23 protein-coding genes are annotated in these 24,554 nt (G+C 66.9%); 13 read left to right on the top strand and 10 right to left on the bottom strand.

What is annotated here, in order from left to right; all coding sequences use genetic code 11:
* Positions 1–211 precede the first annotated feature (211 nt).
* The 8 genes from RXV88_RS14865 to RXV88_RS14830 all read right to left on the bottom strand — a co-directional run bounded on the left by RXV88_RS14865 (position 212) and on the right by RXV88_RS14830 (position 9,881).
* Complete coding sequence (locus RXV88_RS14865; protein ID WP_316294241.1) at positions 212–676, bottom strand: hypothetical protein; 465 nt, start codon at positions 674–676, stop codon at positions 212–214.
* On the bottom strand, positions 673–1,755 hold the full coding sequence (locus RXV88_RS14860) for an alcohol dehydrogenase family protein (RefSeq protein WP_316294238.1): 1,083 nt from the start codon (positions 1,753–1,755) through the stop codon (positions 673–675). The genes RXV88_RS14865 and RXV88_RS14860 overlap by 4 nt, the downstream gene beginning before the upstream one ends.
* 861 nt (positions 1,756–2,616) lie before the next feature.
* On the bottom strand, positions 2,617–3,333 hold the full coding sequence (locus RXV88_RS14855; protein WP_316294236.1) for a GntR family transcriptional regulator: 717 nt from the start codon (positions 3,331–3,333) through the stop codon (positions 2,617–2,619).
* On the bottom strand, positions 3,330–4,619 hold the full coding sequence (locus RXV88_RS14850) for a TRAP transporter large permease subunit (RefSeq protein WP_316294233.1): 1,290 nt from the start codon (positions 4,617–4,619) through the stop codon (positions 3,330–3,332). Before RXV88_RS14850 ends, RXV88_RS14855 begins: the two co-directional genes overlap by 4 nt.
* Positions 4,612–5,133 carry a TRAP transporter small permease gene (locus RXV88_RS14845; RefSeq protein ID WP_316294230.1) on the bottom strand — a complete coding sequence of 174 codons (522 nt, stop codon included), beginning with the start codon at positions 5,131–5,133 and terminating at the stop codon, positions 4,612–4,614. Before RXV88_RS14845 ends, RXV88_RS14850 begins: the two co-directional genes overlap by 8 nt.
* Before the next feature lie 43 nt (positions 5,134–5,176).
* Positions 5,177–6,163, bottom strand: a complete 987-nt coding sequence (locus RXV88_RS14840; protein ID WP_316294227.1) for a TRAP transporter substrate-binding protein — start codon at positions 6,161–6,163, stop codon at positions 5,177–5,179.
* Positions 6,160–7,815, bottom strand: a complete 1,656-nt coding sequence (locus tag RXV88_RS14835; RefSeq protein ID WP_316294224.1) for a hydantoinase B/oxoprolinase family protein — start codon at positions 7,813–7,815, stop codon at positions 6,160–6,162. Before RXV88_RS14835 ends, RXV88_RS14840 begins: the two co-directional genes overlap by 4 nt.
* Complete coding sequence (locus RXV88_RS14830) at positions 7,812–9,881, bottom strand: hydantoinase/oxoprolinase family protein (protein WP_316294222.1); 2,070 nt, start codon at positions 9,879–9,881, stop codon at positions 7,812–7,814. The genes RXV88_RS14835 and RXV88_RS14830 overlap by 4 nt, the downstream gene beginning before the upstream one ends.
* 165 nt (positions 9,882–10,046) lie before the next feature.
* Between RXV88_RS14830 and RXV88_RS14825 the strand changes: the two genes are divergently transcribed.
* From RXV88_RS14825 to RXV88_RS14765, 13 genes are all read left to right on the top strand, one after another.
* Positions 10,047–12,341: a bifunctional salicylyl-CoA 5-hydroxylase/oxidoreductase gene (locus tag RXV88_RS14825; RefSeq protein WP_316294220.1), complete on the top strand. Its 2,295-nt coding sequence runs from the start codon at positions 10,047–10,049 to the stop codon at positions 12,339–12,341.
* Positions 12,338–13,078 carry an SDR family NAD(P)-dependent oxidoreductase gene (locus RXV88_RS14820; protein WP_316294217.1) on the top strand — a complete coding sequence of 247 codons (741 nt, stop codon included), beginning with the start codon at positions 12,338–12,340 and terminating at the stop codon, positions 13,076–13,078. The genes RXV88_RS14825 and RXV88_RS14820 overlap by 4 nt, the downstream gene beginning before the upstream one ends.
* Complete coding sequence (locus RXV88_RS14815; protein WP_316294215.1) at positions 13,078–13,530, top strand: MarR family transcriptional regulator; 453 nt, start codon at positions 13,078–13,080, stop codon at positions 13,528–13,530. Before RXV88_RS14820 ends, RXV88_RS14815 begins: the two co-directional genes overlap by 1 nt.
* Positions 13,517–14,329: an enoyl-CoA hydratase family protein gene (locus RXV88_RS14810; protein WP_316294213.1), complete on the top strand. Its 813-nt coding sequence runs from the start codon at positions 13,517–13,519 to the stop codon at positions 14,327–14,329. Before RXV88_RS14815 ends, RXV88_RS14810 begins: the two co-directional genes overlap by 14 nt.
* A complete protein-coding gene (locus RXV88_RS14805; protein WP_316294211.1) occupies positions 14,329–15,492 on the top strand; it encodes an acyl-CoA dehydrogenase family protein in 1,164 nt (387 codons plus the stop codon). Before RXV88_RS14810 ends, RXV88_RS14805 begins: the two co-directional genes overlap by 1 nt.
* 2 nt (positions 15,493–15,494) lie before the next feature.
* Positions 15,495–17,117: an AMP-binding protein gene (locus RXV88_RS14800; RefSeq protein WP_316294208.1), complete on the top strand. Its 1,623-nt coding sequence runs from the start codon at positions 15,495–15,497 to the stop codon at positions 17,115–17,117.
* Positions 17,118–17,267: 150 nt separating this feature from the next.
* The gene (locus tag RXV88_RS14795; protein ID WP_316294205.1) at positions 17,268–18,404 is read left to right on the top strand and encodes an ABC transporter substrate-binding protein; all 1,137 of its coding nucleotides are present in this window, start codon (positions 17,268–17,270) and stop codon (positions 18,402–18,404) included.
* 63 nt (positions 18,405–18,467) lie between these two features.
* Positions 18,468–19,385, top strand: a complete 918-nt coding sequence (locus RXV88_RS14790; RefSeq protein WP_316294203.1) for a branched-chain amino acid ABC transporter permease — start codon at positions 18,468–18,470, stop codon at positions 19,383–19,385.
* 1 nt (position 19,386) lies between these two features.
* Positions 19,387–20,370: a branched-chain amino acid ABC transporter permease gene (locus tag RXV88_RS14785; RefSeq protein ID WP_316294200.1), complete on the top strand. Its 984-nt coding sequence runs from the start codon at positions 19,387–19,389 to the stop codon at positions 20,368–20,370.
* Positions 20,363–21,118: an ABC transporter ATP-binding protein gene (locus RXV88_RS14780; RefSeq protein WP_316294198.1), complete on the top strand. Its 756-nt coding sequence runs from the start codon at positions 20,363–20,365 to the stop codon at positions 21,116–21,118. The genes RXV88_RS14785 and RXV88_RS14780 overlap by 8 nt, the downstream gene beginning before the upstream one ends.
* Positions 21,115–21,804 carry an ABC transporter ATP-binding protein gene (locus RXV88_RS14775; protein ID WP_316294197.1) on the top strand — a complete coding sequence of 230 codons (690 nt, stop codon included), beginning with the start codon at positions 21,115–21,117 and terminating at the stop codon, positions 21,802–21,804. Before RXV88_RS14780 ends, RXV88_RS14775 begins: the two co-directional genes overlap by 4 nt.
* 2 nt (positions 21,805–21,806) lie before the next feature.
* Positions 21,807–22,220, top strand: coding sequence for a thioesterase family protein (locus tag RXV88_RS14770; protein WP_316294196.1), 414 nt, complete (start codon positions 21,807–21,809; stop codon positions 22,218–22,220).
* Entirely contained in the window at positions 22,210–22,617 is a 408-nt protein-coding gene (locus RXV88_RS14765; protein ID WP_316294195.1) for a RidA family protein, read from the top strand. The genes RXV88_RS14770 and RXV88_RS14765 overlap by 11 nt, the downstream gene beginning before the upstream one ends.
* Before the next feature lie 16 nt (positions 22,618–22,633).
* Here the strand turns inward: RXV88_RS14765 and RXV88_RS14760 are convergent, their stop codons facing one another.
* Together RXV88_RS14760 and RXV88_RS14755 are read right to left on the bottom strand one after the other, a co-directional pair.
* Positions 22,634–23,962, bottom strand: a complete 1,329-nt coding sequence (locus RXV88_RS14760; RefSeq protein WP_316294193.1) for a TRAP transporter large permease subunit — start codon at positions 23,960–23,962, stop codon at positions 22,634–22,636.
* A complete protein-coding gene (locus RXV88_RS14755) occupies positions 23,959–24,525 on the bottom strand; it encodes a TRAP transporter small permease (RefSeq protein ID WP_316294191.1) in 567 nt (188 codons plus the stop codon). Before RXV88_RS14755 ends, RXV88_RS14760 begins: the two co-directional genes overlap by 4 nt.
* Between the last annotated feature and the right edge of the window lie 29 nt (positions 24,526–24,554).

Raw genomic sequence — 24,554 nt, 5'->3', positions numbered from 1 at the left:
GCGCAACGGTGCCATGAGGGCGCAGACCACCCATGCCGCGCTGCCCCCCTGCGCGCGTTGAACGATGGTATCCCGGCCCGCCCGGTGGGCGGGAGGCGCACCGCCGTCATGCGCCACAGCGCCCCGTGCTGCTGGCCCGCCTGGCTGGCCGCGCCCTCATGACGTTTGACGATCTGGCGCGGCTCGAGACCGAGGCGCAGGTCTTTCCGGGCTAGGCCCTTTGGCATCCCACCATGGAGTGGCACCGCCATCGCGACCCGGAAGGCTGATCTGCTTCGCGCACGCCGCCAAGGGGCTTGAATGGCTGATCGCCGTCGCCGCGGTGCTGGATCAGAAGTTCACCCAGCGCGCCGGCACGCTCGGGGCCGCATTCGAGGGTGTCGACGATCTGACTAACCTGCGGGATCGTGCGGGGCGAGGCCACCTGCCCGCCTTCGCCGCACCCCAAAGCCACGCGCCCTTCATCCAGGCGCAGCCGCCGGCGGACGCGCAAGCGCTGTCTTGCGCTGACCCGCACACGCGTTCGGCTGATCCTGCCGATGCCGCGCGAACAGGCCAGCGCATCGAGCTTCATCGGCAAGCCGAGACTCTGACGATGGCGGCGCGTGGCCCGGACGTGGAGGCAGCCCGCACAGGCCAGCGCTGTCTTGCCGGGGCCGAAGCGGGCGTGCGTCACGGGCAGACGACGATATTGCCGGTGTGCCGCTTGGCGATGAAGGCGGCTTGCGCCGCGTGCAGCTCTTCCAGCGGATAGGTCGCGGCCAGCGCCGGCCTGATCTCGCCTGCCTCGATGTACTTCACCAGATTGGGCATGACCTCGGGATCGATCACGGTCGAGCCGGTGAAGGTCAGATCGCGCAGGTAGAGGGTGCGCAGATCGAGCGCCACGATCGGCCCCGCGATGGCGCCCGAACAGGTGTAGCGCCCGCCGCGTTCGAGGATGTCGATCAATGTCGGCCAATAGGGCCCGCCGACCACATCGGCGACAACGGTGATTTTTTCATCCCCCAGCGCCGCACGCAGGTCGTCCGGCGCGCGCGGCAGGACGCGGTCGGGGCCCAGCGCCCGCACGTCGGCATGTTTCGCCTCGGAGGCCATGGCGATCACACGCGCTCCGCGCCGTCTGGCCAGCTGCACCAGCGCGCCGCCGACGCCGCCCGACGCGCCGGGGATGAGAACGGTATCGGACGCTGTCACGCCCGCGCGCGCCAGCATGCCTTCGGCGGTGGAATAGGAACACGAGAACGTCGCCAATTCAGCATCCGACAGCGGGCTCTCGATCGCCAGCGCGTTGCGCGCCGGGACAGTGCTGTATTCGGCAAAGCCGCCGTCCCGCTCCGATCCGAAATAGCCGGTCTTGGTCTTGTCGGTCAGATCCTCGGGGTCGCGCAGCCAGTTGTCGACAATCACCCGCTCACCGATGCGGGCCGGATCGACACCCTCGCCCACGGCGACGATGCGCCCGCAGACATCCGCGCCCTGGATGCGCGGGAACTGGATCGGCGCGCCGCCCCAGGAGGGCTCCTCGTCCGCCTCGCTGTCGTAGGGGCCGCCGGTCGTGGCCTCGCTTACGGCGCTGGAATACCAGCCCGTTCGGGTGTTCACATCGGTGTTGTTCAGCCCGCAGGCCCCCACCCGGATCAGCACCTCGCCCGGCGCCGGATCGGGACGCGGCCAGTCTTCTTTGAGGACCAGCTGGTCCATGTCGCCAAGGCCCATCGTGACCATGGCGCGCATCGTGGGGGGAAGGGTCATAAGGCGGGCTCCGTGATTGTGTCGCTACGGGTTTCGGGGCCTTGCGGATCGCAGGCCTCCTATTCCAGTACACGGGCCGGGCGCGGTTTGCCATGGAGCGCGACCTCGAGCGCGGTGTCCGGCAATCAGCGGTTCACGAGCGGCAGAGGCCAGGCGCCTGCGGCGACCCATGCCAAGCGACCGAAGCGGTCGAGCCGAAAACGCAGCCGGGATTGCTTTTGTTACTGCGCGCTGCCCCGAGCGGCTCGCATCCCGACGCGGCGGCATAAGACAGTTGGAAGGAACGACCCGGTGTCCAGTACCGGCGGTCCGCTGCGCCAAACGCCAACCGAGCGATGCCATGTCGAGGCGCGCATAGGTGCACACCGCAGGCCCCTTGGCGCCGGACAGCCATTCACCGCGCACCAAATTTCTTACAAAGAAATTTGCAAATTCCTTTGTAAGGAATTTGGTCGCCTGCAGAAGACCCGGCAGGCGCCATTCGAAGACGGCCGCGCCGACCAAGTGGAACCCGTCCATCTTCCACGAAGAAAGGCTGGCACGCATCGGGATTTCCGACCGTCCAGCCACCCCGGTCGTTCGCGCCCCGCGACACGGCGGTGCGGGACCACCAAGACGCCCCCGGCCAGGGCGAGACACTTCACCGCCGCCGCCGGCTTGGCATCGACACCGAGGCCCCCGAGTAACCGGCCTGCACCATCCGGTGCGGCCACAGGAAGTCTGCCAGCACACCGATCCGCCGATGTTGCCGACGAAAGAGAGGGCCACTGGCGGTCGACCCGCGCTGCGTTAGGAACGCGGAACACACGATCCTGCAGCCGCGAATCTCGATGCGCGAAGCGGCGGACGGGCCCACCCGCGTCAGCGGATCTTGACGTCGGTTTCGACGTGGAACCGGGCCGGGTCGAAGGTGGCCACCGACACTTCGATCAGCGTGCCGTCATCGGCAAAGAGTTTCGCGTCGATGCACAGCGCCGGCGCGCCCTCGGGAATGCCCAGGATCTCCGAATCCCTGGCCGAACAGGCCACCGCACCCACCGATTGCCGGACGCGGCCCACGCCGATGCCGAAGGCCTCTTCGATCAGCTGAAAGACCGAGGTTTCCGCCCGCCCGATCAGCGCCTCTATCCCGGCGAAGCGGGCCGGCACGTAGACGCGGTTCGCGCTGAAGGGCACCTTTTCGTCGCGCAGCCGGCGCACCGCGCTGATTTCCAGCCAGTACCCCGTTTCGCTGGTCAGCCCGGCCAGTGCCTGCACGCTGTCTGTGGGCACGCTGCGGGTGCCCAGAATGGCGAATTCGGTGTCGCGCCCGAGGCTCAGCAGCTCGTCGATGCTTTGCGTGGCCATGCGGAACTGGCGCTGCGGGGCGGTCGCGACGATCTCGGTCCCGGCCCGCTTGCGCCGCCTGAGGACGCCCGCCTTCTCGAGCTCGGCAAAGGCCAGCCGCAGGGTCGAGCGGCTGACGCCCAGCTCGGCGGCGTATTCCGCCTCGGGCGGCAGTCGGTCGCCGATCTTCAGCTCGCCAGACGCGATCCGGGCCAGAAGCCGGTCGGCAAGCTGCGCATAAAGCGGCGTCATTGCAGCGTCCCCGGCAGCCACAGCGCCAGCCCCGGAAAGAGCGCCAGCAGCACAGCGAAGACCAGCAGCAGCACGAAGAACGGCAGCGCCGCGCGGGCGATGGCGCCGATCCCCTCGCCCGTCTGCGACTGGATCACGAAGAGGTTGAAGCCGATGGGCGGTGTGATCTGGCTGATTTCCACGGCGACCACGACGAAGATGCCGAACCACAGCGGATCGTAACCCGCCGCAGTCACCAGCGGCAGCGTGATCGGCAGCGTCATGACGATGATCGAGGTCCCATCAAGGAACATGCCGAGCAGCGCGTAGAACGCCAAGAGCACCAGGATCAGCGCGAAGGGCGCAAGGCCAAGCCCCGCGATCTGCGCGGCGATGGCCTTGGGGATGCCCAGAAAGCTGAACGCTGAATTCAAGAGCGCCGCACCGATGATGATCAACCCGATCATCGCCGAGGTTCGCACTGCCCGCCGCCCGGCCCGGATCATGGCGGTGAGGCTGAAACGGCCCATCAGCACGGCGATGACGACAGCGCCCAGAACCCCGATGGCCGCCAACTCGGTGACACTGGCGATGCCGGTATAAAGCGCGCCCATGATGGCCACAATCAGCCCAGCAACGGGGCCGATGTCGCGCAGGCCTTGCAAACGCTCGGCCCAGCTGGGGGGATCGGGCTTGGGCTGCGTGCCGCTCAGCGTCTGATGCACCGCGATATAGGCCATGTAGATCCCGGCCAGCGCCAGCCCCGGGATCACCCCGGCGATGAAAAGCTCGAGGATCGATTGCTCGGCCACCACGCCGTAGATGATCATGATGATCGACGGCGGGATCAGAAAGCCCAGTGTGCCCGCCCCTGCGAGCGACCCCATGGCCAGCCGCCGGTCATAGCCGCGCGCCTGCAATTCGGGCAGGCTGACCTTGCCGACGATGGCCGTCGTCGCCGCCGACGACCCCGAGACCGCAGCAAAGAGCGTCGAGCCCACCACGTTCACATGCAACAGCCCGCCCGGCAGCCGCCCGACCCAGGGCGCCAGCCCGGAAAAGAGCGACCGGCCCAGACCGGCGGCCACCAGGATCTCGCTCATCAGGATGAAAAGCGGCAGCGACAGCAGCGGCGACGGGATCATCGCACCCCAGATCACGCCGCTGGAAAAGATGTCCATCGGGATGTTGGGCTTGAAGACCGACAACAGGATGTAGCCCGTCGCAAAGAGCGACAGGCCGATCCAGACCGACCCGGCCAGCAGCCCGACGAACAGAAGGATGGCCACGGCCGAAATCTCAAACATCGTCGGGCTCCGCATCCGCGCCGCGGAATTCCGGCGCGCGCCCCGTGGCGCGGCGCAAGGCGCGGGCCAGAAGGTCGAGCCAAAGCTGGATCATGCCCCACAGCACCAGCGCCTGCGGGATCCAGAGCGGCGTCTTGGTCACGCTGGTGGCAAGGATATTACGCTCAAACGAGGTGGCGACCTTGGTCCACATCGCCGCCACAATCAGTGCGACGATCGCCAGGGCCACGGCATTCGCCGACACATCGAGCCATTTGCGCGCCACCCCCGGCAGCCGTTCGGTGACCAGCGTGATGCGCACATGCACGCCCGTTCGCATGGCCGGGCCCGCCGCAAGGGCAAAGATCGCCGCCATGGCGTATTGGCTGAACTCCCAGGTGAAGGACAGGCTCTGCGCCTGCGACCGTGCGGCCACCTCGACCAGCATCAGCCCGCAATAGCCAAAGATCAGCGCCACGGCGGCGCTCTCAGCAAGGCGGGACAGCCGGTCTATGGGGGACAGGAGCGTTTCCATGTCTTGGACGGGCCGCCGGAGTTATGCCCGGCGGCCCTGTGCCTTACTTTCCGACCTCGGCGGCATAGGCGTCGACGACGGCCTCTGCCTCGGGGACCTTGGCGAAGAAATCCGCCCACATCGCCTTTCCCGCCTCGGCCATCTTGGCCGTGAGGCTGTCGTCGGCGGTGGACACGGTCATGCCGTTTTCCACCAGGATCGCGGTTTTCGCCTGATCCTCGGCGGCCGAGACGGCCCAGAACTCTGCCTCCATCTCGTCGGCCAGCGCCTCGATGGTCGCGCGTTCCTCGTCGGTCAGCGCGTTCCAGGCGTCGAGGTTGACGGTCACCGCGTCGGGCGACATCGACCAGTTGAGCGGGTTGAAGTGGTCGGTGAACTGGTAAAGCTTGGAATTCGCGCCCGTCGAGGTCGAGGTCGCGGCCCCGTCCACCGTGCCGGCGGCGACGGCGGCGGCCAGCTCTCCGAAGGGCAGTTCCACCGGTGCGGCCCCCAGCCGTTCGAGGAATTCGAACGAGGTGGCGTTGAAGGCGCGGATGCGCTGCCCGGCGATGTCGTCGGCGCTGACCACGGCCTGCCTGGTGTAGATGCCCGGCGACGGCCAGGGCACGTAATAGAGCACCTTCTGATTATGCTCGGCAAAGATCGCGTCATAGGTCGGCCCCGCCACGTCAAGCCAGGTCTTCATCTCGTCCTGGCCCTGGATCAGATAGGGCAGCGTGTCGATGCCCAGGAACGGCGCCTCGCCCGCCTGCAGGAACAGCAGCATGTCGGCCATCTGGATGATGCCGTTTTCGACCGACGACAGCTTTTCGGTCGCGCCCACGCCAAGCTCGCCCGACGGGTGCACGGTGATGTCGACCGACCCGTCGGTCGCCTCGCGCACGGCGTCGGCGAAGGCCACGGCGCTTTCCACATGGAAATTGTTGGCGCCCCAGGCGGTGCTGAGAACCCATTGCGTCTGGGCCGAGGCGACGCCGCCGCTGAGCGCGAGCGCGGTTCCCGCCGCGAAAATCGTCCTGGTGAATGTCATGATGTCTTCCTCCCGTGGGTTATGGGTTGATAAATCGTTTCTGCGGCCTCGTTCGAGACCATGCCATGTTCGACGTCGCGCGCCAGCGCCTTTGGGTCGCGCCGGGCCGGATCGCCAAAGCCGCCGCCGCCCGGTGTCTGCAAAATCAGCCGCTCGCCGGCCGGAATGCGATAGAGGCCCTTGTCGGCGATCCGCGTGCCATCGGTGATGGTGACCTCGCCCCTGGCCCCGTCCTGCCCGCCGTCGCGGCCCGCAGGGCCGGTGGAAAGCCGCTCGAACGCGGCGGCCGAAAGCGACAGGTCCTCGCCGATGCGCGAGCCGATCTCGATCCGCTGGCCGAGCCCGCCGCGATACTGCCCGGCCCCGCCGGTATCGGCGGCGAATTCCTTGGAATGATAAATCAGCGGGGCGGCGACCTCTGCCGCCTCGACCGGCACCGCGCCCACGCCCGAAGGAAAGGCCGTGGTCGACAGCCCGTCCGCGCCGGGCCGCGCGCCCATGCCCCCCAGCGCCACGTTCAGCGACGCGAATTCCGTGGGCCCCGCGCCCGACAGCGACAGCGTCCAGAGCGCGCCCGAGCTTTCCGCCAGCACCTCGCCCGGCAGCGCCTGTTCCAGACAGCCGAGCATGAGGTCGGGCAAGGCCTGCCCGATCACATGCCGCGCGGTGACCGGGCTGGGCCGTTCGGCGCTGACCACCAGACCCGGCGGGGCGGTCACGGAAATAGCATCCAGAGAGGCCTGGTTGTTGGGCACCTCCGGCGTCAGCAGCGCGCGGATGCCGAAGGCGGCATAGGCGGCGGCATAGTTCAGCGGGCAGTTGATCCCGCGCGCCACCACCGGCGACGACCCGGCAAGATCCACGTCGATCCGCCCGTCGCCGATCACCATCTGGGCGCAAAGCTCGATCGGCGCGTCGTAGCCATCCAGCGTCATCCGGTTGCGAAAGGTCCCTTTCGGCGCGCGTTCGAGCGCCCGGCGCGTGCCTTCGGCGGAGCGCTCGAAGATAAAGCGCGAGATACCGCTCAGGTCCTCAAGCGCGTATTCGCCCATAAGATCGCGCAGACGCGTCACGCCGGTGTCGTTGCAGGTCAAAAGCGACAGGATATCGCCCCGCGCCTCTTCGGGGACGCGGGAATTGGCGGCGACGATGGCAAGCATGTCCTCGTTGAGCCTCTGCCCGCGCCGCAGATGCATCACCGGGAAGGTCACGCCCTCTTCGAAGACCGATGCGGCCTCGGCCGACCATCCGCGCCCGCCGATGTCGACGATATGGCTGGTCGAGGCGAGGTAGCCCACGATCCGGCCGTCGATAAAGGCAGGCGTCACGACGACGAAGTCGAAGATATGCCCCGCGCCCAGCCAGGGGTCGTTGGTGACCAGCGCGTCGCCCGGTTGCAGCGTCTCGGCGGGCACCCGGTCGAGCATGGCGCGCACCGAGGCCGCCATGGTGTTCACGTGCCCCGGCGTCCCCGTCACCGCCTGCGCCAGCATCAGCCCGTCGGCGTTGAAGACCCCGGCAGACAGGTCGCCCGCCTCGCGCACGATGGCGCCGAAGGCCGCGCGCATCAGCGCGTTGGCCTGTTCCTCGCAGACCGAGATCAGCCGGTTCCAGAGCACGTTCTGCGCCACGATATCGAAAGCGTCGCTCATGCGTCCTCGCGCTCCATCAGCAGATGGCCCTGGGGCAGACGCCGCAGGGTCCAGCCCGGGCGGACCAGCGTCGTGGTCTGCGCCTCGGGCACGACGGCAGGACCTTGGGTCGCGCCGCACCCCAGCGCGTCGCGCCGGATCTCGTGGTAGTCCAGCCGAGCGCGGGCGTTGAGATCGTAGATCGGACGGGTGCCGGTGTCGGGGCTTTCAGGCGATGGCGCCGCGGGCGTGGCGGTTGTCTGATCGCGGTCCTCGCGCGCGGTGACACTGATCGACACAAGCTCGACCGGGATATCCGGCAGGGTAAAGCCGACGAGGTCGCGATAGCGCGCCTCGAAGCGGTCCTCGAGCCCGGCCAGCGCCTCGTCCATGGCGCTCTCTGCGTCCAAGGTCAGCGGCACGTCGAGCCCCTGGCCCTTGTAGCGCAGCTCGGCCCGGACGGTTTGCGCGATCTTGTGCTCCGGCACGGCCTCGGCCACCACCTGCGTGACCTCGTCCACTGCCGAAGCGATGCGCGCGGCCAGCGCCGCCCGGTCGATGTCGCCCAGGATTTCGACCACCGACAGCGCCTTTTCGAACGCCACCGGCGAGCGCAGGAAACCCACGGCAGAGCCCACCCCGGCATTGTCCGGCACGATGATCCGGCGGATGCCCAGCTTTTCGGCGATCCGCGCACCATGCAGCCCGCCACCCCCGCCAGACACCAGAATGTCGAAGCGCGCCACGTCGAGCCCCAGCTCGACCCCGTGCACGCGCGCGGCGTTGGCCATGGTCTCGTCGGCCAGTTCGATAATCCCGGCGGCGGCGGGCGCTGGGTCGTCGAGGCCCAGAGGCGTCTGGATGTCGCGCGCGATGACCTCGCCTGCACGCTCGGGCGCAAGCTGAATGATGCCGCCCGCGAAGTTGCGCGCCGCAAGGTTGCCGACCGCCAGATGCGCGTCGGTGACCGTGGGCGCGTCGCCGCCGCGACCGTAAGCCGCCGGGCCGGGGTCGGACCCGGCGCTGCGCGGCCCGACCTTGAGCCGCCCCAGCGTGTCAATCTGCGCGATCGACCCGCCACCCGCGCCGATCTCGACCAATTCGACCGTGGGTACCTTCACCGGCAGCCCGCTGCCCTTGGTGTCGCGCCAGGCGCGGGCGACCTCGAAGCGGCGGCTGGTCTTGGGGATGCCGTTCTCGATGAAACAGATCTTGGCGGTGGTGCCGCCGATGTCTATCGACAAAGTCCGCTCCGACCCGACCTCGCGTGCCACATGCGCGGCCAGCGCCACGCCGCCCGCAGGCCCGCCCTCGACCAGGCGGATGGGAAAGCGGGTGGCCTGATCGACCGTCGTCAGCGCCCCGTCCGAGAGCATCATCAGGAACGCGCCGTCAAAGCCCTTGGCCCGCAGCCCGTCCAGCAGCCGGCCCACGTAGCGGGTCATCAGCGGGCGGACATAGGCGTTGGCGCAGACCGTGGAAAAACGTTCATACTCTCGGATCTCGCCCGCGACCTCGGAGCTGAGGCAGATGGTGACCGCCTCGTCCAGCCGCGCCCGCAACCTCTCGGCCACATGGCGTTCGTGCGAAGGGTTGCGATAGGCGTGCAGAAACCCGATGGCCACGGCCTCGGCCCCGGCGTCTTGCAGCTGGACCGCCAGCGCGTCGATCTCGTCGTCCTGCGGGGCCTGCAAGACCGACCCGTCCGCCAGGATGCGTTCGCTCAGGCCCAGCCGCAGCGGGCGCGGCACCAGCGGTTCGGGCATCTCAAGATCGAGCGCGTATTGGTCGAAGCGCTTTTCGTAGCGCATTTCCAGCACGTCGCGGAACCCTGCGGTGGTGACAAAGGCGGTCTTGGCCCCGCGCCGTTCGATCAGCGCATTGGTGGCCAGCGTGGTGCCGTGCACGACGCTCGACACCTGCGAGAGCGGGATTTTCATCGCGTCCAGCAGCCGCCCCACCCCGTCGAGCGCCGCGGTCTCGGGGCTGTGCGAGCTGGTCAGCACCTTGACCGAGGCCAGCCGGTCCGCGGTCTCGGCGACCATGTCCGTGAATGTCCCTCCGATGTCGATTGCGATGCGGACCATTTCATTTAAGTACGTACTTAATATTTTCGAGTCAACAATAAGCTCCCCTGAAGTCACCGCCATTAACTTCAAACTTAAAATTTCAACTTTGAAATTTTAAGCCCGAAAGGTATGATCGACCCGGACAGCCCGCATTGCGCGGCAGAATCAGTCGGAGAGACAGCGATGAACGTGCTTTGCCTGGGCGGAGGACCGGCCGGCCTCTATTTCGCGATCAGCATGAAACTGCGCGATCCCTCGCACAAGGTCACGGTGCTGGAGCGCAACAAGGCCAACGACACTTTCGGCTGGGGCGTCGTGCTGTCGGACGACGCGCTGGGGCGGATGGAAAAGAACGACCCGCAAAGCACGCAGGCCATCCGCGATCACTTTGCCTATTGGGACGACATCGCGGTCGAGCATAACGGCGTGCGCACGGTATCAGGCGGGCATGGCTTTGCCGGGATCGGGCGCAAGCAGATGCTGATCCTGCTGCAGGAGCGCGCGCGCGAGCTTGGGGTCGAGATGCGCTTTGAGACCGAATTCAAGAGCGCCGAGGAATATCGCAAGGAATACGATGTGGTCGTTGCCGCCGACGGGATCAATTCCGCGGTGCGCCGCGAATACGAGGACGTATTCAAGCCCGACATCGACACGCGCCTGTGCAAGTTCATCTGGCTCGGCACGCATCAGAAATTCGACGACGCCTTCACCTTCATCTTCGAAAAGACCGAACACGGCTGGCTTTGGGCGCATGTTTACCAGTTCGACGACAACACCGCGACTTTCATCGTCGAATGCCTGCAGCCCACATGGGACGCCTGGGGCTTCGAGCATATGACCAAGGAAGAAACGGTCGAGACCTGCCGGAAGATATTCGAGAAATACCTGGGCGGGCATGACCTTATGTCGAACGCCACGCATCTGCGCGGCTCGGCGGTGTGGATGAACTTCCCCCGGGTGATCTGCGACAGGTGGTATCACGAGAATGTCGTGCTGATGGGCGACGCCGCGGCGACCGGGCATTTTTCCATCGGGTCGGGCACGCGGCTGGCCTTCGACAGCGCCATCGCGCTGGCCGATTTCCTGCACAGCGAACCGACGCTGGAGCAGGCCTTTGCCCGCTATCAGCAGGAACGGCGGCTGGAGGTGCTGCGGCTGCAATCGGCGGCGCGCAATTCGCTGGAATGGTTCGAAGAGGTCGAGCGCTATCTCGACCAGGACCCGGTGCAGTTCAACTACAACCTGCTGACCCGCTCGCAGCGCATCTCGCATGAGAACCTGCGCCTGCGCGACCCCGAATGGCTGGAAAGCGCCGAGCGCTGGTTCCAGACCCAGGCGGGCGTGCCCGCCGACGCGCCGATCCGCACGCCAATGTTCGCGCCTTACAAGCTGGGGTCCCTGACCCTGAAGAACCGCATCGTCGTGTCGCCGATGGCGCAGTACAAGGCGGTCGACGGCTGCCCCACCGACTGGCACCTGGTGCATCTGGGCGAGCGCGCCAAGGGCGGCGCGGGGCTGGTCTATACCGAGATGACCTGCGTCAGCCCCGAGGGCCGGATCACGCCGGGCTGTCCGGGTCTCTATGCGCCGGAACACGAGTCCGCCTGGCGGCGGATCGTCGATTTCGTCCATGCCGAAAGCGATGCGAAAATCTGCTCGCAGATCGGCCATTCGGGCCGCAAGGGCTCGACCCAGCTGGGCTGGGAAGAGATGGACGCGCCTTTGAAGGACGGCAACTGGGGTCTGATGTCGGCCTCGGCGGTCCCGTGGTCGGATCGCAACGCCACGCCCCGCGCCATGACCCGCGCCGATATGGACGCGGTCCGCGATCAGTTCGTGGCGGCCACGGAAATGGCCGCGCGAGCGGGCTTCGACATGGTCGAGCTGCACGCCGCACACGGCTATCTGATCTCGTCCTTCATCACGCCGGTGTCGAACCGGCGCGAGGACGAATACGGCGGCAGCCTGGAGAACCGGATGCGCTATCCGCTCGAGGTTTTCGCGGCGATGCGCGCCGCCTGGCCCGCCGGCAAACCCCTGGCCGTCCGCATCAGCGCCAACGACTGGCTGGACGACGACGGCGTGACACCGCAGGACGCGGTCGACATCGCGCGCATGTTCCGCGACGCGGGCGCCGATATCATCGACGTCTCGGCCGGGCAAACCAGTGTCGAGGCGCGGCCCGTCTACGGCCGGATGTTCCAGACCCCCTTCGCCAACCGCATCCGCAACGAGCTGGGGATGCCGACGATGGCCGTCGGCAACATTTACGAGCCCGACCATGTGAACTCGATCCTGCTGGCCGGGCGCGCCGATCTGGTGTGCCTCGCCCGCCCGCATCTGGCCGATCCCTACTGGACGCTCCACGCCGCAGTCGAGCTGGGCGACACCCAGGTCAAATGGCCCGACCCCTACCTTGCGGGCCGCGATCAGGCCTACCGCCTGCGCGAACGGCAGCAAGAGGCGATCCGGGTATGACCTTGAAGGGGCGCCAGGTTCTGATCACAGGGGGCGGCACCGGCGTCGGCGCGGCGCTGGCCACCGCGTTCGCGGGCGCGGGCGCATCGGTGATCGTCTCGGGTCGCCGCGCCGAGCCTCTGGAAAAGGTCGCGGCCACGTCCGATGCGATCCGCGCAATCCCCGCCGACGTCACCGACGAGACATCGGTCGCCGCCCTCTTCGAAGCCGCCGGGCCGGTCGATATCGTGATCGCCAATGCCGGCGCGTCGGAAAGCGCGCCTTTGGGCAAGACCACGCTGGAGGCGTGGGAGCGCATGATCGCCGTCAACCTGACCGGCACCTTCCTGACGCTGCGCGCAGGGCTGCGGCAAATGCAGGGCTGGGGGCGGCTGATCGGCGTCGCCTCGACCGCCGGGCTGAAAGGCTATGCCTATGTCGCGCCCTACACCGCCGCCAAGCACGGCGCGGTCGGCCTGATCCGCGCCATCGCCCAAGAGGTCGCCCAGCGCGACATCACCGCCAACGCGCTCTGCCCCGGGTTTCTCGACACCGAGATGACCGAGCGGTCCATTGCCAACATCGTCGACAAGACCGGCATGGACGCCGACAAGGCCCGCGCGTCGCTGACCCGGCACAATCCGCAGAAACGCCTGATCCGGCCCGACGAGGTCGCCGCCGCCGCGCTCTGGCTTTGCGGGCCGGGGTCGGAGGGGATCAACGGTCAGGCCATCCCCATCGCCGGAGGAGAGATCTGATGGCGCAGGAAGAGCTCAGCCTGCGGCGTCTGCGCACCTGGCTGCGCCTTTTGCGCCTGACCCGCAGCACCGAAAGCCGCCTGCGCGATTTCCTGCGGGTGAACTTTGACACCACCCTGCCCCGCTTCGACGTCGCCGCCGCGCTCTACCGGCAGGACGAACCGATGAAGATGAGCGAGCTGAGCCGGATGCTGCTGGTGTCGAACGGCAACGCCACCAACGTGGTCGACCGGCTGGAACAGGAAGGCAAGGTGCACCGGGTGTCCCGCGAATCCGACAAGCGGGTCGTGCTGGTCGAACTTACCCCCTCGGGGCGCGACTGGTTCCGCGAGATCTCGGCCGCGCATGAGCAGGAAGTGAACAGGATCTTCGCCAATCTGGGCCACGACGAACTGACCCAGCTGCGCGATCTGATCCGAATTGCCGAAAGGGCCCAGGATGACCATCGCTAGCGATTTCGCGCCGCAACATTTTCAGTGGGAGAGCCGGGACGGCATCGCCACGATCCGCCTCAACCGTCCCGAGCGCAAGAACCCGCTGACCTTCGACAGCTACGCCGAGCTGCGCGACACCTTCCGCGCGCTGGTCTATGCCGAGGACATCAAGGTGGTCGTCTTTGCCTCGAACGGCGGGAATTTCTGCTCGGGCGGGGATGTGCACGACATCATCGGCCCGCTGGTCGGCATGGACATGAAAGAGCTGCTGGCCTTCACCCGGATGACCGGCGATCTGGTCAAGGCGATGATCGGCTGCGGCAAGCCGATTATCGCGGCGGTCGACGGGATTTGCGTGGGCGCGGGCGCGATCATCGCCATGGCCTCGGACCTGCGGCTGGCCACGGCGCAGGCGAAATGCGCCTTTCTCTTCACCCGGGTGGGCCTTGCGGGCTGCGACATGGGCGCCTGCGCGATGCTACCGCGCATCATCGGACAGGGGCGCGCGGCCGAGCTGCTGTATACCGGGCGGTCGTTCAGTGCCGAGGAAGGCGCGGCCTGGGGCTTCTGGAACGCGCTCCACCCCGCCGACCGGCTGGAGGACGAGGCCCGCGCGCTGGCCGCCCGGCTGGCCGCCGGGCCGACCTTTGCGCATGGCATCACCAAGACGCAGCTCAATCAGGAATGGAACATGGGGCTCGATCAGGCGATCGAGGCCGAGGCGCAGGCCCAGGCGATCTGCATGCAGACCCGCGATTTCGAACGCGCCTACCGCGCCTTCGTGGCCAAGGAAAAACCGGTGTTCGGGGGCGACTGATGGCGGACAAGAGCTTTCTTTACTGGCCGTTCTTCGAGGCGCGCCACCGCGATCTGGCCGAGGCGCTGGAAGGCTGGGCGACAGACCACCTGAGCGCGGTCGACCATTCCGACACCGATGCGGCCTGCCGCCAGCTTGTGACCCTTCTGGGCGAGGCCGGGTTCCTGACCCATTCCGCCGTCGATCCCGAGGGCGGCGCGGGGCTGGACGTGCGCAGCCTCTGCCTGATCCGCGAAACGCTGGCGCGGCACGACGGGCTGGCGGATTTCGCCTTTGCGATGCAGGGGCTTGGGACCGGGGCGATCTCGCTGTTCGGCAGCGCCGAACAGCAGGCCCAATGGCTGCCGCTGACCCGCTCGGGCCAGGCGATTTCGGCCTTCGCCCTGACCGAGCCGCAATCGGGCTCGGACGTGGCCAATTCCACCATGACGGCAGTGCGTGATGGCGATCACTTTGTGCTGAACGGCGAAAAGACCTGGATCTCGAACGGCGGCATCGCCGATGTCTACACGCTTTTCGCGCGCACCGGTGACGCGCCGGGGGCCAAAGGCCTGTCGGCCTTCGTCCTGCCCGCCGGCCTGCCGGGGTTCGAGGTCGCCGAACGGCTGGATACCATCGCCCCGCACCCGCTGGCGCGGCTGCGCTTCACCGATTGCCGGATCCCCGCAAGCGCCATGATCGGCAACCCCGGCGAGGGCTTCAAGATCGCCATGTCGGTCCTGGATGTCTTCCGTTCGACCGTGGCGGCGGCCGCGCTCGGCTTTGCCCGCCGCGCGCTGGACGAGGCGCTGGGGCGGGTCGGCAGCCGCCAGGTTCAGGGCGCGCCGCTTTTCGATCTGCAGATGGTGCAGGGGCATATCGCCGACATGGCGCTTGACGTCGATGCGGCGGCGCTGCTGGTCTACCGCGCCGCCTGGACCAAGGACATGGGCGCGCCGCGCGTCACCCGCGAGGCGGCGATGGCCAAGCTGTTCGCCACCGACCACGCCCAGCGGGTCATCGACAAGGCGGTGCAGCTGCACGGTGGGGACGGTGTGAAATCTGGCGAGACGGTCGAAAGGCTCTACCGCGACATCAGGGCCCTGCGCATCTACGAGGGCGCGTCCGACGTGCAGCGCGTGGTGATCGCCCGCCAGGCCATGAGCCATTATCAGGGAGGATGACGATGCTGGGTCCGACAGCGCATAGCGATACCTTCACCCGCGACGGGCTGCCGCCCGCGGATCAATGGCCCGACTTCCTGCTTCAGGGCTTCGACTATCCCGAATACCTCAACGCCGCGGTCGAGCTTACCGACGCACAGGTCGCGCGCGGCTTTGGCGACAACGTGGCGCTGATCGGCAACGGCCGCCAGCGCACCTATAAAGAGCTGACCGACTGGACCAACCGGCTGGCCCGCGCGCTGGTCGAGGATCTGGGCGTGAAGCCCGGCAACCGCGTGCTGATCCGCTCGGCCAACAACCCGGCGATGGTGGCCTGCTGGCTGGCCGTGACCAAGGCGGGGGGTGTCGCGGTCAACACCATGCCGATGCTGCGCGCCGCCGAGCTGACCAAGATCGTCGACAAGGCCGAGATCAGCCATGCGCTCTGCGACACGCGGCTGATGGACGAGATGACGCTTTGCGCCAAGGACAGCGGGTTTCTCAAGACCGTGGTGGGCTTCGACGGCACCTCGAACCACGATGCCGAGCTTGACCGGCTGGCGCTGCAAAAGCCGGTGCATTTCGAGGCGGTCCAGACCGGCCGCGACGACGTGGCGCTGCTGGGCTTCACCTCGGGCACCACGGGCGAGCCCAAGGCCACGATGCATTTCCACCGCGATCTGCTGATCATCGCCGACGGCTATGCGCGCGAGGTGCTGGGGGTCACGCCGGACGATGTCTTCGTCGGCTCGCCGCCGCTGGCCTTTACCTTCGGGCTGGGCGGGCTGGCGGTCTTCCCCTTGCGCTTCGGCGCGACGGCGACGCTGCTGGAGAACGCCTCGCCGCCCAACCTGATCGAGATCATCGAGAAGTACCGCGCCACCGTCTGTTTCACCGCCCCCACCGCCTATCGCGTGATGCTGCGGGCGATGGACGAAGGCGCCGATCTGTCCAGCCTGCGCGCCGCCGTCTCGGCGGGCGAAACCCTGCCCGCCCCGGTCTATGACGAATGGCAGGCCAAGACCGGCAAGCCGATGCTCGACGGCATCGGCGCGACCGAGCTTTTGCACATCTTCATCTCGAACCGTTTCGACGACCACCGCCCCGCCTGCACCGGCAAACCGGTCGGCGGCTACGAGGCCAAAGTCATGAACGATCAAGGCAACGAGGTGCCGCGCGGCGAGATCGGCCGCCTTGCGGTGCGCGGGCCGACGGGCTGCCGTTATCTCAACGACGACCGGCAGAGGAGCTATGTCCAGAACGGCTGGAACATCACCGGCGACAGTTTCGTGATGGACGAGGACGGCTATTTCCACTTTGCCGCGCGCAACGACGAGATGATCGTGTCGGCGGGCTATAACATCGCGGGCCCCGAGGTCGAGGCCGCGCTGCTGGCCCATGAGGCCGTCGCGGAATGCGCCGTGGTGGGTGCCCCTGACGAAGAGCGGGGAACCATCGTCGAGGCGCATGTGGTTCTGGCGGCGGGGGTGGCGGCCTCGGACGCGACGATCAAGGCGCTTCAGGACCACGTCAAGGCGGCGATCGCGCCTTACAAATACCCCCGTTCGGTTCGTTTTCACCAAAGCCTGCCCAAGACGGCCACGGGCAAGATCCAGCGCTTTGTGCTGCGCGAGCGGGAGGGCTAGCGATGCCCGGGGCACCAGACTCAACCCACACGGCGCGGCATCCAAAGGATGAGCCAAAGGCGAAACCTTTGTTATAGAGAGACCGAACGCCCCGTTAAAACGCCAAAGGACAAGGCGTTCCGAACAAAAGACATCCAACAGGAGGATAAAATGAAAGTGAAAAGTCTGTTTATGGGGGCCATGGCCGCCCTGCTTGCCACGGCCGCACAGGCCGAAGGCGTCAAGGTCGGCATGATCACCACGCTCTCGGGCGGCGGCGCCGGTCTGGGCATCGACGTGCGCGACGGCTTCATGCTGGCGGTCGAGCAATCGGGCCGTGACGACATCGAGGTCGTGATCGAGGACGACCAGCGCAAGCCCGACGTGGCGGTGCAGCTGGCCGACAAGATGATTCAATCCGACAAGGTCGACGTGCTGACCGGGATCATCTGGTCGAACCTGGCGATGGCGGTGATCCCTGGTGCTGTGGCGCAGGGCAAGTTCTACCTCTCGCCCAACGCCGGGCCGTCCGCACTCGCAGGGCGCGGCTGCAACCCGAACTACTTCAACGTGGCCTGGCAGAACGACAACCTGCACGAGGCCGCAGGCGCCTATGCCAATTCGGCGGGGCTTAAGAACAGCTTCATCCTCGCGCCCAACTATCCGGCGGGCCAGGACGCGCTGACCGGCTACAAGCGCTTCTACGAAGGCGAGCTGGCGGGCGAGCTTTATACCAAGCTCGGCCAGACCGACTATGCCAGCGAGATCGCGCAAATCCGGGCCTCGGGGGCGGACAGCGTGTTCTTCTTCCTGCCCGGCGGGATGGGGATTTCCTTCATGAAGCAATATGCCGACAGCGGGCTCGACCTGCCGGTCGTGGGCCCGGCGTTCAGCTTTGACCAGGGCATCCTGCAGGCGGTGGGCGAAGCCGCGCTTGGCGTTCGCAACACCTCGCAATGGTCCAAGGATCTGGACAACGCCGCGAACGTGGCCTTTGTCGAGACCTTCCAGGCCAAGTATGGCCGACTGCCCTCGCTCTACGCCAGCCAGGGCTTCGACACGGCGAACCTGATGATCTCGGCCATGGAAAGCGCCGATATCTCTGACGCGGACGCGTTCCGCGCGGCGCTCAAGGCAGCCGATTTCGCCTCGACCCGCGGCGATTTCGCCTTCGCGTCGAACAACCATCCGATCCAGGATTACTACATCCGTGAAGTGATCCAGGAGGGCGACGTCTTTACCAACAAGATCGTCGCCACCGCGCTCGAGGATCACAGCAACGCCTATGTCGGCGAGTGCGGGATGTAAGCAAAGCACGGTCCCTGCCCCGCGCGACGCCGCGGGGCAGGACAACGCGATTGGCGGGGTGACATGTCCTTGATCCTACTGGCGGAACAAACGCTCAACGGGCTGCAGTTCGGCGTGATGCTGTTTCTGATGGCGGCGGGCCTGACCCTGATCTTCGGGGTGATGGGGCTGATCAACCTCGCGCATGGCTCGCTTTACATGATCGGCGCGTTCTTTGCGGCGGTGACGGCGGCGGCTACGGGATCGTTCCTGCTGGCGCTGGCCGCGAGCCTTGCGGCGGCGGCGGTCGCGGGGGTGCTGATCGAGGTGACCGTGATCCGCAGGCTCTACGACCGCGATCACCTCGACCAGGTGCTGGCGACCTTCGCGCTGATCCTGATCTTCTCGGAGGGCACGCGCTGGGTCTTCGGATCGTTCCCGCTGTTCCTCGACACGCCGGACTATCTGTCGGGCACGGTCCTGCTGCCCTTCGGCGTGGAATATTCGCTTTACCGCCTGACGCTGATCGGGATCGGGCTGGTGGTCGCGGTGGGGCTTTTCCTGATGATCGCCCGGACGCGGCTCGGCATCCGCATCCGCGCGGGCGAAAACGACCGCGAGATGATCGGGGCCCTTGGCGTGGATATCTCGCGGCTTTACACGCTGGTCTTCGCTTTGGGGGCTGCGCTGGCGGGGCTGGCGGGCGCGCTGATCGGGGCGATCCAATCGGTGCAGGTCGGCATGGGCGAGCCGGTGCTGATCCTGGCCTTCGTGGTGATCGTCATCGGCGGGATCGGGTCGATCAAGGGTGCCTTCGTCGGCGCGCTGCTGGTCGGGCTCACCGACACTCTGGGGCGCTTTCTGCTGCCCTCGTTCTTTTCGCTCTTCCTCGATCCCGCGCAGGCCACATCGGTGGGTTCGTCGCTGGCCTCGATGTCGATCTACATCCTGATGGCCGGGGTGCTGCTGTTCCGGCCCAAGGGCCTTTTCGGAGACGCCTGAGATGAGACGAGAGACCCTTCTCAACGCCATCCTGATGGCCGTGCTGCTGGGCTTTCCGCTCGCGGCGTGGGCGATGGACGAGCCGTTCCTGATCACCCTCGCCACCCGCGCGGTGATCTTCGCCATCGCGGGCGTCGGGCTGAACTTTGCCCTGGGCTTTGGCGGGCTGGTCAGCTTTGGCCACGCGGTATTCTTTGGCCTGGGCGGCTATGCGATGGGCATCCTGGCCTATCACGCCCAGACCTACACGCCGCTCTTCGACGGGCTTTTCGTCATCGAGGGGACGAATTCGATGCCGGTGATCTGGCTGGTCGCGGTCGTCGTCAGCGCCCTGGTGGCGCTGGCCATCGGCGCGCTGTCGCTGCGCACCACGGGCGTCTATTTCATCATGATCACGCTGGCCTTCGCGCAGATGGTCTATTACTTCGCCATCTCCTGGCCCGCCTATGGCGGCGAGGACGGGCTGTCGATCTATGTCAGGAACAACTTCCCCGGGCTCAACACGATGGACCCGATCCAGTATTTCGCCATCTGCTACGGCCTGCTGGCGATCGTTCTGCTGGGGGTGCACCGGGCCGCGCATTCACCCTTCGGGCTGATGCTGCGCGCCGCACGGCAGAACGAAGAGCGGGTGCAGGCGGTGGGGCATGTGCCCTATCGGCTCTACCTGACCGCCTTTGTGATTTCGGGCGCGATCACCGGGCTGGCGGGGGCGCTTTTCGCCGATCTCAACCGCTTTGTCAGCCCGACCATGCTCAGTTGGCACACCTCGGGCGAGATCATGATCTTCGTTATACTCGGCGGTGTGGGGCGCGTCTTTGGCCCGGTCGCGGGGGCGGCACTCTTCATCCTGCTGGAACATGTGCTGGGGGGCCTTAGCGACTATTGGCACATCTATCTGGGGGCGATCCTGCTGGGCGTCGTGCTGTTCGCGCGCGGCGGGCTTTTCGGGCTGCTGGCCGGGCGGGAGGTCGCGCATGACTGATCCCATCCTGTCGGTGCGCGGCATCACCAAAAGCTTCGGCGGCCTCAAGGCCAGCAACGACATCACGCTCGATCTGCACCCGGGCGAGATCCACGCCCTGATCGGCCCCAACGGCGCGGGCAAATCCACGCTGATCAAGCAGATCGCGGGCGGGCTGAGCCCCGACAGCGGCAGCGTGCATTTCAACGGCCGCGACGTGACCCATATGTCCACCGCCGCGCGGGCGCGGCTGGGGATGGGGCGGACCTTCCAGATCTCGTCGCTGGCGATGGACTATACCGTGCTGCAGAACGCGGTTCTGGGCGCTCTGGGCCATCGCGGCGACATCTTCCGCTTTTTCACACCAGTAATGAAGGACAAGGCGCTGCTGGCCTCGGCGCAGCACGCGCTGGAACAGGTCGGGCTGGAAGACTTCAGCACCTTCCGCACCGCCGATCTCTCGCACGGGCAGCGCCGCCAGCTTGAGGTGGCGGTCGCACTGACGCTGGAACCCAAGGCCTTTCTGATGGACGAACCGATGGCCGGGCTGGGCGCGGAAGGCTCGCAGCGGCTGATCGGTTTTCTGGACGGGCTGCGCCACAAGGCCCCGATCCTGCTGGTGGAACACGACATGGACGCGGTCTTTGCGCTGGCCGACCGGATCAGCGTGCTGGTCTACGGTGAGATCGTCGCCACCGGCAACGCCGACGAGATCCGCGCCAATCCAGAGGTGCGCCGCGCCTATCTGGGCGAGGAGGACGCCGCATGAGCCTGCTGAAACTGGCGCATATCTCGGCCTTCTACGGCCAGTCGCAGGCGCTTTTCGACGTGCACCTGGATATCGACGACGGCGAGGTCGTGGCCCTGATGGGGCGCAACGGGATGGGCAAGAGCACCACCGTCAAGATCATCTGCCGGATGCTCAGGAACCGCGGCGGATCGGTTGTCTTTGGCGGGCAGGACATGGCCGACTGGCCCGCGCACAAGGCCGCGCGCGCCGGGATCGGGCTGGTGCCCGAGGGGCGGCGCTGCTTTGCCGACCTGACGGTGCATGAAAACCTCATCGCCGCGGCGCGCCCGGGCGATTGGGATTTCGCGGCGGTGGCGGCGCTCTTTCCCCGGCTGAAGGAACGCCGCGACCAGAAATCGGGGACGCTCTCGGGGGGCGAGCAGCAGATGCTGGCCATCGGGCGCGCGCTGATGACCAATCCCCGCCTTCTGGTGCTGGACGAGGCGACCGAGGGGCTGGCCCCCGTGGTGCGGCAGGAAATCTGGGCCGCCATCGCAAGGCTCAAGGCCGAAACCGGCATGGCGATCATCGTCGTGGACAAGTCGCTCAAAGAGCTGGGCAAGGTCGCAGACAAGGCGGTCATCCTCGAAAAGGGCACATCGGTCTGGTCGGGCGACTTTGCCGCGCTCACCCCCGATCTGACCGACCGGTATCTGGGGGTCTGATCGTGGCCTATTCCTGCCCGCAGAAGATCATGTTCAAGCATTGCGACCCGGCGGGGATCGTCTTTTATCCGCGCTATTTCGAGATGATGAACGATTGCGTCGAGGCCTTCTTCGAAGAACGCCTGAACCTGCCCTTCGCGGCGCTGCACAGCGAAGGCGCGGTGCCCACGGCCGAGATCTCGACCCGCTTTACCGCCCCCAGCCGGCTGGGCGACGAGCTGACGATCGGCCTGCGGGTCACGCGGCTGGGACGCACGTCGCTGGGCCTGCGCCTGACTGCGCTTTGCGGCGAGGAAACCCGGTTCGAGACCACATCCACCCTAGTCATGGTCGACCGCGACGGCAGACCAACCGCATGGCCCGCAGAGGTCAGGGAAAAGATCAACGCCTGTTTGGAGAACGACAATGACGCATGACACCATCCAGCCCGACGGTTGGGCCCCGGCCAAGGGCTATGCCAACGGCATCCTGGCGGCGGACGGCACGCTTTACGTCGGTGGCCAGATCGGCTGGGACGCGGACCAGGTGTTCCGCTCGGACGATTTCATCGGCCAGATGGAACAGGCGCTGACCAATATCCGCACGGTCGTTGAAAAGGCCGGCGGCACGGTCGAGGACATCGTCCGCCTGACCTGGTACGTGACCGACAAGCGCGAATACCTCGCCCGTCAGCGCGAGGTGGGCCAGGTCTACCGCCGCGTGCTGGGACGGCATTTCCCGGCGATGACGATGGTCGTGGTGGCCGCGCTGGTCGAGGACCGCGCGCTGGTCGAGATCGAAGCCACCGCCGTGCTGGCGCGCAAGACCGGCTGACGCGGCAGCGGCGCTCTTAGAGAAAGAGCGTCGCCGTGGCCGGCACCAGCGCCACGATCACCAGCACCGCCAGCATCACCGCGATGAAGGGCAGCGTCGCGGCGAAGATCTGTTCGACCGACACCGATGGATCGTTGAGCGTGTTGTGCACCGTAAAGACCGAGATCCCGAAAGGTGGCGTCAGCAGCCCGATCTCGACGGCGATCACCGTGACGATCCCGAAATGCATCAGGTCGATCCCCATGCCCTGGGCGATGGGGGCGGCGATGGGCACCATGATCAGAAGGATCGAGGTGCTGTCGAGGATCATTCCCATCAGCAGGATGATCGCGGCATAGAAGAACAGGAACCCCAGCGGCCCAAAGCCCGATCCGGTCACCAGCCCGGCGATGGCGTTGGGCAGCCCCGCGATGGCCAGCATCCGCGAATAGAACGAGGCCGCGATCAGCAGCAGCAGGATCGACACCGAAATGACCCCAGTCTGCTTCATCACATGCCAGAGCGTGCGCGCATCCAGGCTGCGCCGCGACAGCGCCACCAGCAGCGCGCCAAAGGCGCCGATGCCGCCCGCCTCGGTCGGGGTGAAGAACCCGGTGTAAAGCCCGCCCAGAACGAGGATCACCAGCGCGACGATGGGCACCAGTTTGGCCAGCATCGTGCGCAAGGGCATCGGCGTGAAATCCGCATCCACCCGGCGCGAGCGGACGGCCTCGGGGTCCTGCAGCACAAAACCGGGCGCAACCACCGTGATGCCGATCAGCATGGCGACAAAGCCCGTGGCCAGCATCAGCCCCGGAATGACGCCCGCGATGAACATGCCGCCGATCGACACCTCGGCCAGCACGCCGTAGATGATCAGCAAAAGCGACGGCGGGATCAGCATCCCCAGCACCGACGACCCCGCCACCGTTCCGGCCGAAAAGGCCGGGCGATAGCCGTGCCGGGTCATCTCGGGCACCGCCACGCGGGTAAAGACCGCCGCCGAGGCGATGGAGACGCCGGTCACGGCGGCAAAGATCGTGTTGGCGGCCACCGTGGCGACCCCCAGACCGCAGATCATCCGGCGCAGCAGCTCCTCGGCGACCTCGAACGTGTCGCGCCCGACGTTGGACACGCTGACCAAGAGCCCCATCAGCACGAAAAGCGGAATGGTGGCGAAAAGATAATCGGCGATCCCGGAATAGGCGGTCAGCTCGAGCATCCGGAAGGCAAGACCCATGTTGTCGCGGATGATCCAGATGCCGACGAAGGCCACGCCGAAAAGCGCATAGGCGATCTGCATGCCCAGCAGCACCAGGGCGATCAGCACGCCGATCAGAAGGAAGCCGATGGCGAGCGTGGTCATGGCTGTCCTCTCAGGCTGCCGATCTCTTCACGGGCGCGGTAGAGTGCCGCCAGCGCGGCGACGGCCGCCCCCAGCACGGTGATGCCCCGGAACGGCCAGGTGGGAATGGTCCAGACGCCCTGCACGCCGAAGAATTCGGCGCTGGCCCAGGCGTCGGCCAGCTTCGGCCACGAGGCCCAGAGGATCAAAGCGAAGACAATCGCGCCCGCGAGGCAGAAAAGCGCCTCGATCCCCGCCACCGCGCGGGGGCTGGCCTTTTCAAGCCGGCGCACCAGGAAATCGGCGCGGGTCAGGCGCTTTTGCAGGATCGCGGCGGGCACTTGCAGAAAGACGATGGCGACGACGGCGCGGGCGGCGATCTCGGACACGCCGGTGATCGGCGCATCCAGAAAGTTGCGCCCGATCACGTCGGCCACGATCAGCAGCATCAGCGCGCCGATGCTGGCGGTGCCCACCGCCGACATCGCCGCCGCGACCGAGCCGAGCAGAGCGCCGAAAGGCGCCTCGGAAAAGGCCGGGACGAAGCCATCGTCCTCCAGCTCGGCGGTGTCGTCGTTGCTCATGGGTGCTCACCCTACTGTCGCGTTTGCGC

Origin of the sequence: Aestuariicoccus sp. MJ-SS9 (assembly GCF_032586235.1) — a bacterium.
In the GTDB taxonomy this organism is placed as follows: domain Bacteria; phylum Pseudomonadota; class Alphaproteobacteria; order Rhodobacterales; family Rhodobacteraceae; genus Aestuariicoccus.
The sequence above is the reverse complement of the archived record's forward strand: the minus strand, read 5'-3'. Positions and strand labels throughout refer to the sequence as shown.